The sequence below is a fragment of the Amycolatopsis kentuckyensis genome (assembly GCF_002155975.1).
Classification (GTDB): Bacteria; Actinomycetota; Actinomycetes; order Mycobacteriales; family Pseudonocardiaceae; genus Amycolatopsis; species Amycolatopsis kentuckyensis.
Map to the genome: position 1 here is coordinate 1 of NZ_MUMI01000475.1, position 8,362 is coordinate 8,362.

The 8,362-nt window shown below is 71.5% G+C and carries 6 protein-coding genes; 5 read left to right on the plus strand and 1 reads right to left on the minus strand.

Annotated elements, in window-relative coordinates; genetic code table 11:
* A partial coding sequence (locus tag CCN39_RS37405) for an ABC transporter permease (protein ID WP_086850184.1) occupies positions 1–1,439 on the plus strand: 1,439 nt, incomplete at its 5' end.
* Positions 1,440–1,479: 40 nt separating this feature from the next.
* Here the strand turns inward: CCN39_RS37405 and CCN39_RS37410 are convergent.
* Entirely contained in the window at positions 1,480–1,806 is a 327-nt protein-coding gene (locus tag CCN39_RS37410; protein WP_086850186.1) for a hypothetical protein, read from the minus strand.
* Positions 1,807–2,012: 206 nt separating this feature from the next.
* Between CCN39_RS37410 and CCN39_RS37415 the strand changes: the two genes are divergently transcribed.
* From CCN39_RS37415 to CCN39_RS37430, 4 genes are all read left to right on the plus strand, one after another.
* Positions 2,013–2,678 (plus strand): glycoside hydrolase family 11 protein, encoded by a 666-nt coding sequence (locus CCN39_RS37415; protein WP_086850187.1) that lies wholly within the window; start codon positions 2,013–2,015, stop codon positions 2,676–2,678.
* 2 nt (positions 2,679–2,680) lie between these two features.
* Positions 2,681–3,346, plus strand: coding sequence for a polysaccharide deacetylase family protein (locus tag CCN39_RS37420; protein ID WP_086850189.1), 666 nt, complete (start codon positions 2,681–2,683; stop codon positions 3,344–3,346).
* 128 nt (positions 3,347–3,474) lie between these two features.
* A complete protein-coding gene (locus tag CCN39_RS37425) occupies positions 3,475–4,143 on the plus strand; it encodes a response regulator (RefSeq protein ID WP_208630569.1) in 669 nt (222 codons plus the stop codon).
* A gap of 649 nt (positions 4,144–4,792) precedes the next feature.
* Positions 4,793–8,362, plus strand: a 3,570-nt coding sequence (locus CCN39_RS37430; protein WP_143264293.1) for an SdrD B-like domain-containing protein, incomplete at its 3' end; no start/stop codon positions are given.

Here is an 8,362-nt window from a genome sequence, read left to right on the forward strand (position 1 = left end):
TGCTCGGCCTGGGCGCGGCCCGGCTGGCGGCCTGGGCGGCCGCGCGGCGGCCGTCGTCGATCCGGCCCGTCGAGGCGCTGGGCGAGGCCGCGGTGGAACGCCGCGAGCTGGGCCGGGGCCGCCTGCTCACCGGCTGGGGCCTGGTGCTGGCCGGCGTCGGCGGCGCGCTCGCCCCGCTGTTCCTGCGCGGTGACCTCGCCGCCGCGACGTCGTCGATGGCGACGCTGGTGATCGTCATCGGGCTGGCCGTGGTCGGGCCGCGGGTGACCGCGCTGGTCATGCGGTTCCTGGTGCCCGTGCTGGCGCGGCTGTGGCGGATCAGCGGCTACCTGGCGGGTGCGAACGGCCACGCCAACGCCCGGCGCGTCGCCGCGGCGGTGACCCCGCTGATGCTGGCGGTCGCGTTCGCGCTGGTGACGTTCTACGGGCCGATGGCCACCACGACCGCGGCCCAGCAGGAGTCGGCGCGGTCGACGACCGCCGACTACGTGCTCACCGGCGCGGGTGGCGTTTCCCCGGAGGTGGCCGAGGCGGCCGGCCGGGTGCCGGGGGTCGCGGCGGCGACGCCGGTGGTCCGCACGTCCGTGATCACCGCGACGCCGGTGGGCGACAGCGTGGAGGTCCAGCGGACGCCCGCGCAGGGCCTGGCGGGCGAGCGGGCCGGGGCCGCGCTCGAACTGGGCGTCGACGCCGGGCGGCTGGCCGACCTGACCGGGAACACCGTGGCGCTGAGCCGCGCGGAAGCGGACTGGCTGGACAAGAAGCTCGGCGACGAGGTCGAGTTCTACTTCGGCGACGGCGTCCCGGCGAAGCTGCGGCTGGTCGCCACCTACACGCACGACCTGGCCTTCGGCGACTTCGTGCTGCCGGTCGCGCTGGCCCGCGAGCACATCGGCGGCCGCCTGGACGATTCGGTGCTGATCCGGCGGCAGCCCGGTGCCGACGCGGGTGCGGTGGCCGCGGCGCTGAGTGCGTTGCCGTACCCGGGTCTGGTGCTGGCCCCGGCGTCCGTCACCGCCGCCCCGGAGGGCGGGGAGCGGCAGGCGCAGTTCTACCTGAACCTGGTCGCGGCCGGCGTCATCGTCGGCTACCTCGCGATTTCGGTGGCCAACACGCTGGTCCTGACGACCGCGCAGCGCGGCCGCGAGTTCGCGCTGCTGCGGCTGGTGGGCACGACCCGCCGCCAGGTGACCCGGATGATGCGGCTCGAGGCACTGGCCACGGTCGGGATCGCGGTCGTGCTGGGGACGCTGGTGGCCCTGATCCCGCTGGCGCTGCTCAACTTCGGGCTGCGGGGCAACCCGGTCCCGGCCGGTTCGCCGTCCGTCTACTTCGGAATCATCGCCGGCGCGGCGTTGCTCGGGATGGTGGCGATCGGGGTGGCGACGACGGTGGCGCTGCGGGCCCGGCCGATCGACGCGATCGGCGTCCGCGAGTAGTGGCGCGGGGTGAGCCGGCCCGGCTCACCCCGCCCGTGCGTCAGCAGGTCGTGTGGGTGTCCACGCCCTCGACGGAGGTCACCAGGTACTGGGTCGTCCGGCCGAGCAGCACCGCGGTGCCCGCGGGCACGCACTTCTCGCCCCATTTGCTGCGGACGCCGCCGCCGTAGGCCAGCCCCCACACCTCGATCTTCTCGGCGGCGGAACCGCAGTTGCCCCAGTAGTAGTCGCGCGCGGACGGGCCGGACGCGCCTTGGGTCCAGTAGTTGCCGCAGGTGACCGGCTCCGACGCGGACGCCGTGCCCGCCGTCAGGGGCAGGGCCGTCACGGCCAGGCCGAGCACGGCCGCCGCCGCAATGCGTTTCATGGGATCCCCCCGTGGTGATCGAGAACAGTGCGGCGCCCACGCTAGCGCTTTCCGGGAGAAGCAAATCCCCCTCAATTCCTAGGGGTTGACGGAAGTCCGGGGCCGCGGGATCATCGAAACTTTCCGAAAGTTATTGCCCCACCAGTGGGGCCACTCGCATGCTTTTGCCATCCTGGCTCGCCTGCCAGCCTCGACGAGGAGGAAGCATGCTCACCAAGAAACGCGGCCGCAGCAGGGTGTTCGCCGGCGGCGCCGTCCTTGCGCTGATCGCCGCATTCCTGCCCGGTACCGCCTGGGCCGACACGGTCATCACGACCAACCAGACCGGGAACAACAACGGGTACTACTACTCGTTCTGGAGCGCCGGCGGCGGCTCGGTCTCCATGACGCTCGGTTCCGGCGGGAACTACCGGACGAACTGGAGCAACGTCAACAACTTCGTCGCCGGCAAGGGCTGGAGCAACGGCAGCCGGCGGACGGTGAACTACTCAGGCAGCTTCAACCCCTCCGGCAACAGCTACCTGGCGCTCTACGGCTGGACGTCCAACCCGCTCGTCGAGTACTACATCGTCGACAACTGGGGCAGCTGGCGGCCGACCGGGACGTACAAGGGCACCGTGACCAGCGACGGCGGCACGTACGACATCTACCAGACGACCCGCTACAACGCGCCGTCCGTCGAAGGCAACAAGACGTTCAACCAGTACTGGAGCGTGCGCCAGCAGCGGCGCACCGGCGGCAGCATCACCACCGGCAACCACTTCGACGCGTGGGGCCGCGCCGGCATGCGGCTGGGCAGCTTCAACTACTACATGATCCTGGCGACCGAGGGTTACCAGAGCAGCGGCAACTCGAACATCTCGGTGGGCTGACGATGCGCCGCTGGAGCACTTTCCTGGCCACGGCGGCCATCGCCGTGGCGAGCACCGTCGCCGTCACGCCGGCGGCCCAGGCCGCGGCGTGCAACGGGTACGTCGGCCTGACCTTCGACGACGGGCCGTCGAACGCCCACACCCCGGCCATCCTGAACGCGCTGCGGCAGAACGGGTTGCGGGCCACGATGTTCAACGAGGGCCAGTACGCGGCCGCGTACCCGGCGCAGGTCCGCGCCCAGACGAGCGCGGGCATGTGGGTCGGCAACCACAGCTACACCCACCCGCACCTGACCCAGCAGAGCCAGGCGCAGGTGGATTCCGAGATTTCCCGGACCCAGCAGGCGATCTCGGCCGCGGGCGGCGGCACGCCCCGGCTGTTCCGCCCGCCGTACGGGGAAACGAACGCGACGGTCCAGTCGGTGGCGGCCAAGTACGGGCTCCGCCAGATCATCTGGGACGTCGACTCGGGAGACTGGAACAACGCGAGCGTCAGCGCGATCGTCGCGGCCAACGCCCGGCTCACGAACGGCCAGGTCATCCTGATGCACGAATGGCCGGCCAACACCCTGTCCGCCATCCCGCAGATCGCCCGCACGCTGGCGAGCCGCGGGCTGTGCGCGGGGATGATCTCGCCGCAGACGGGGCGGGCGGTCGCCCCGGCCTGAGGCGTGCGGACGGTGGCGCGGCGCTTGCACCCGCCGCGCCACCGTCCGATCTTCCCGCTGAACCTCCACAGTGGATTCTCCGGCGGCCGCGCGGTGGTAGCCTGCCTCCCGGCGCCGGGAGGGGGATCATGGGGGAACCGCGGGTGATCAGGGTGGTCGTGGTGGACGACCAGCAGGCCGTGCGCGAAGGCCTGGTCGCGCTCATGGGCCTGCTCGACGACGTCGAGGTGGCCGGCTCGGCGGCCGACGGCGCCGAAGCGCTCGCCCTGCTGCGGCGGCTCGACCGGATCGACGCGGTGCTGATGGACCTGACGATGCCGGTGCTGAACGGCGTCGAAGCGACCGAGCGGATCGCCCGCGACCACCCGGAGGTCGCCGTCCTGGTGCTGACGACGTACGCGGACGACGGATCGATCGCCGGCGCACTGGCCGCCGGGGCGCGCGGGTACCTGACGAAGGACGCGGGCCGCGCCGAGATCGGGGCCGCACTGCGGGCCGTGGTCTCCGGGCAGCTGACCTTCGGCGCCGGCGTGTCCGGCCGGGTGGCCTCCGCGTTGTCGGGCCGGAGCGGCGAAAAGGACCGGTTGCCGGACGGGCTGACCGCCCGCGAGGCCGAGGTGCTCGGCCTGATCGCCGCCGGGCTGAGCAACGGCGAGATCGCGGCCGAGCTGGTCATCGCCGAGGCAACGGTGAAGACGCACATCAACAACGCGTTCGCCAAGATCGGCGTGCGCAACCGCATCGAAGCACTGCGCTACGCCGTGCGGCACGGGTTGGGCCGCGGTTTCACGGCGTAGGGCAGTTCGGAACGAGCCTGCGGAGGCGGATCGCGGAGCGGCGTAGAGCCGGTGTGGCCCCTGACGTGCGGGATGCACGCCGGGGGCGGGCCCGGACCCCGGGTGGCACGACCTGGTGACCTCACCGGCCCAGTTTCTTCAGGATGATCGCGACCACGCCCAGCAGCAGGACGAGCAGCAGGATTCCGCCGCCGATCACGGCGAAGCGGAGAAACACGAAACCGAGCACTTCGTTCATGGCGCTTTCCTTCCCGGATGTTTCCGACGGGAAGGAAGTTAGGGCGGCACCCGGGTGGAGCGGGACCACCCGGCGGTGGAGATCGGGGTGGATCCGCGCACGGCGAGGCGTCGGTCGGCCCGGTCGGGCGCCGTTCCGGCAGCGTTCACCGGGCGTCGAGGGACAGCCGATGGCCGCCGGCCGGGCCTCCCGGGTTCCGGCACCCCGCGCAGGGTCCGATTTGTTGATCAATCACCCGCGGTAACCCGGCCGGCGAGGGTCTTCTCACTCGATCGTGTGGTTTGAAGTCACTAAAAGCCGCTCCGGATTCACTCGCCTTCACCAGGTGTGTCACTCTCCCCGGCTCCTAAGCTCACCACAACCGTCTGCATTGGACAGTGGCCGTCACGGGCCCGGCTGTGTGGAGTGAACGTGAAGAGACTGATGGCTTCCGGGGCGGTACTCCTGCTCGCCTCGACGGTCCTGCCGGTGAGCGTCCCGGCCGGACCGGCCCTCGCCGACGCCTCCGACGGCACCTTGACCGTCCGGGTGATCCGTGACCTGAACGGCAACGGCGACTACGAGCCCGCCCTTGAGGTCGGGGTGGCCGGGATCCCGGTGAAGGCCACCGATCCCGCCGGCGCCACGGCCACCGGGACCACCGCCGCGGACGGCACCGTCAAGCTGGCCACCACCGGGCTGGCCGGCGGGAAGTACCGCGTCGAGGCGAGCGTTCCCGCGTCGATGCCGTACCTGAAACCGGCCCCGGCAGGCGGCGGGCTGAGCAGCCTCACCTCGTTCGTCGACGTTTCCGGCGGCAAGAAGGCCGACCTGACGATGGGGCTGTGGAACCCGGCGGACTACTGCCAGGACAACCCCACGCTGGTCACCGCCTGCCAGCGCAACGGCATCGCGCCCGGGATCGACCCCCAGGCCCGCTCGCTGGTGAGCTTCCCGTTCACCGCGCGGGGAACCGGGACCCCGCCCACCGCGCTGGCCACCCAGGGCGACACCGGCACGGTCTACGGCATCGCCTACCGCAAGGCGGACAAGCGCGTCTTCTCCAGCGCGTTCGCCAAGCGGGCCGCGGCCTACGGGCCCGGCGGCTCCGGCGCCGTCTACGTGACGAACCCGGCGACCAAGGCCACCACGCTGTTCACCAAGGTGCCCGGCGCCGGCGGCACCGCGCACGCCATGCAGGCGGACTTCGACCAGGCGTTCACGAACGTGGTGGGCAAGGAAAGCCTCGGCGCGCTGCGGATCAGCGAGGACGGCGGCACGCTGTTCGTGGTCAACCTGGTCGACCGCAAGCTCTACCTCTACGACGCGACCGCGGCGACCGCGGCCGCGCCGAAGGCGAGCTACGCGATCCCGGACCCCGGCTGCCCCGCGGCCGGTGACTGGCGGCCGGGCGGCCTCGGCGTGCACGACGGCGTCGTCTTCGTCGGCGGGGTGTGCTCCGGCGAATCGACGCAGAAGCCGGCCGACCTGCGCGTGGTGATCCGCACCTTCGACGCCGCCGCCGGCACGTTCGGCGCGGTGCTCGTGAACCAGCCGCTCACCTTCAAGCGGGGTGACGCGCTGTGGGACGGCAGCAACACGCACTTCTGGAACCCGTGGCAGGCCACCTACCAGCCGCCGGCGCCCCAGGGCGGAAAGCTGCTCGCCCACCCGGAACCGCTGTTGACCGACATCCGCGCCGAAGCCGGCGGGGACCTCGTGCTGGGCTTCCGGGACCGCTTCGGCGACCAGGGCGGGTACGCCATGCCGAACGCGGGGTCCACGGCGACGCTGGACACCGTCAGCGGCGGCGACCTGAACCGCGTCTGCCGCCAGGCCGGTGGCACGTACGGGTGGGAGGGGACCGCGGGCTGCCCGAACAACAACAGCGCGGCCGCGAACGGCGGCGGCGAACCGACCGACGTCGTCGAGTACTACCCCGGTGACTACTTCAGCAACGCCGAGGTCGGCAAGCCGCACAACGAGACCGCGCAGGGCGGCCTCGCCGTGGTGTACGGGGCCGGGCGGATGCCGGCGACGGTGATGGACCCGACGAACATCAACACCGGCGGCATCGGCTGGTTCGACCGGGCCAAGGGCACGATGATGGCCGACGGCTTCCCGAACAGCTACCTGCTCGGCGACCCGAAGACCGAAGGCTGGGGCAAGGCCAACGGCCTGGCCGACCTGGAGGCGCTCTGCGACAACGCGCCGGTCCAGCTGGGCAACCGGGTGTGGTTCGACACCGACGCCGACGGCGTCCAGGGCCCGGCCGAGCCGGCCGTCGCGGGGGCCGAGGTGCAACTGCTTCCCTGCGACGGCAAGGGCGCGGCCCTGGCCACCAAGACCACCGGACCGAACGGCGAGTACTACTTCGGCGCCGCGGACGGGCTCAAGGCCGGCACCTGCTATACGGTGAAGTTCGACTACTCGGGCGTCGACACCGCCGCCTTGCCGGGCGCACCACCACTGGCGAGTCTCAAGTGGACGGTCCCGAAGGCGGGCGGCAGCCCGGCCCTCGACTCCGACCCCGACCCGGCCACCGGCACCGTCAAGGTGACCACGGGACCCGCGGGTTCGGTGGACCACACCGTCGACGCCGGTCTGGTCGCCCCGCGGAACAGGCTCGGGGACTTCGTGTGGGCGGACCGGAACGCGAACGGCCTGCAGGACGCCGGGGAGCCGGGGGTGCCGGACGTGCCGGTGACCCTGAAGGACGGCACCGGGAAGCAGGTCGCGACCACGAAGACGGGTCCGGACGGGAAGTACCTGTTCGACGGCCTGGCGGATGGGGCGTACCAGGTGTGCTTCGACCTGAAGAAGCTGCCGGCCGCGTATGCCGACTGGCTGTGGACGAAGCCGGATGCCGGTGACGACACGAAGGATTCCGACGCGGCTCCGGCGACGGGGTGCACCCCGGTGACGACGCTCGGCCCGGCCAAGCGCGAGGACCTGACCCTGGACGCCGGGATCCGCCCGCCGAACCGGCTGGGTGACTTCGTGTGGGCCGACACGAACGGCAACGGCCTGCAGGACCCGGGTGAACCGGGCGTGCCGGACGTGCCCGTGGTCCTGAAGGACGGCAACGGGAAGAAGCTGGATTCCGCCAAGACGGGCCCGGACGGGAAGTACCTGTTCGACAAGCTGCCCGACGGCAGTTACCAGGTCTGTTTCGACCGGTCGAAGCTGCCGGCCGACTACGCCGATTGGCTGTGGACCAAGCCGAACGCGGGCGACGACACGAAGGACTCCGACGCCGACACCGAGACGGGCTGCACCCCGGTCACCCCGCTCGGCATCGACCACCGCGAGGACCTGACCCTGGACGCGGGCTTGGTCGAGCCGCGCAACCGCGTCGGTGACTTCGTGTGGATCGACCGCAACGGCGACGGCCTGCAGGACGCCGGTGAGCCGGGCGTGCCGGATGTGCCGGTGGTGCTGAAGGACGGCGACGGCAAGCAGGTTGCGGCGACGAAGACGGGTCCGGACGGGAAGTACCTGTTCGATGGCTTGAAGGACGGCTCGTATCAGGTGTGCTTCGACATTGCGCACCTTCCGGCGCCGGTTGCCGACTACAAGCTGACGAAGCCGAACGCGGGCGATGACACGAAGGATTCGGACGCGGATCCGGCTTCCGGATGCACTCCGGTGGTTCAGCTGGGTGTGGGCAAGCGGGAGAACCTGACCCTGGACGCGGGTCTGGTCGCACCGCCGAACCGCCTGGGTGACTTCGTGTGGGCCGACAAGGACGGCAACGGCTTGCAGGACCCGGGTGAACCGGGTGTGCCGGACGTGCCCGTGACCCTGAAGGACGGCGACGGCAAGCAACTGGCGACGACGAAGACGGGCCCGGACGGGAAGTACTCGTTCGACAACCTGCCCGACGGCAGTTACCAGGTCTGTTTCGATCGGACGAAGCTGCCGGCCGACTACGCCGACTGGCAGTGGACCAAGCCGAACGCGGGCGACGACGCGAAGGACGCCGACGCCGACCCCGGCACC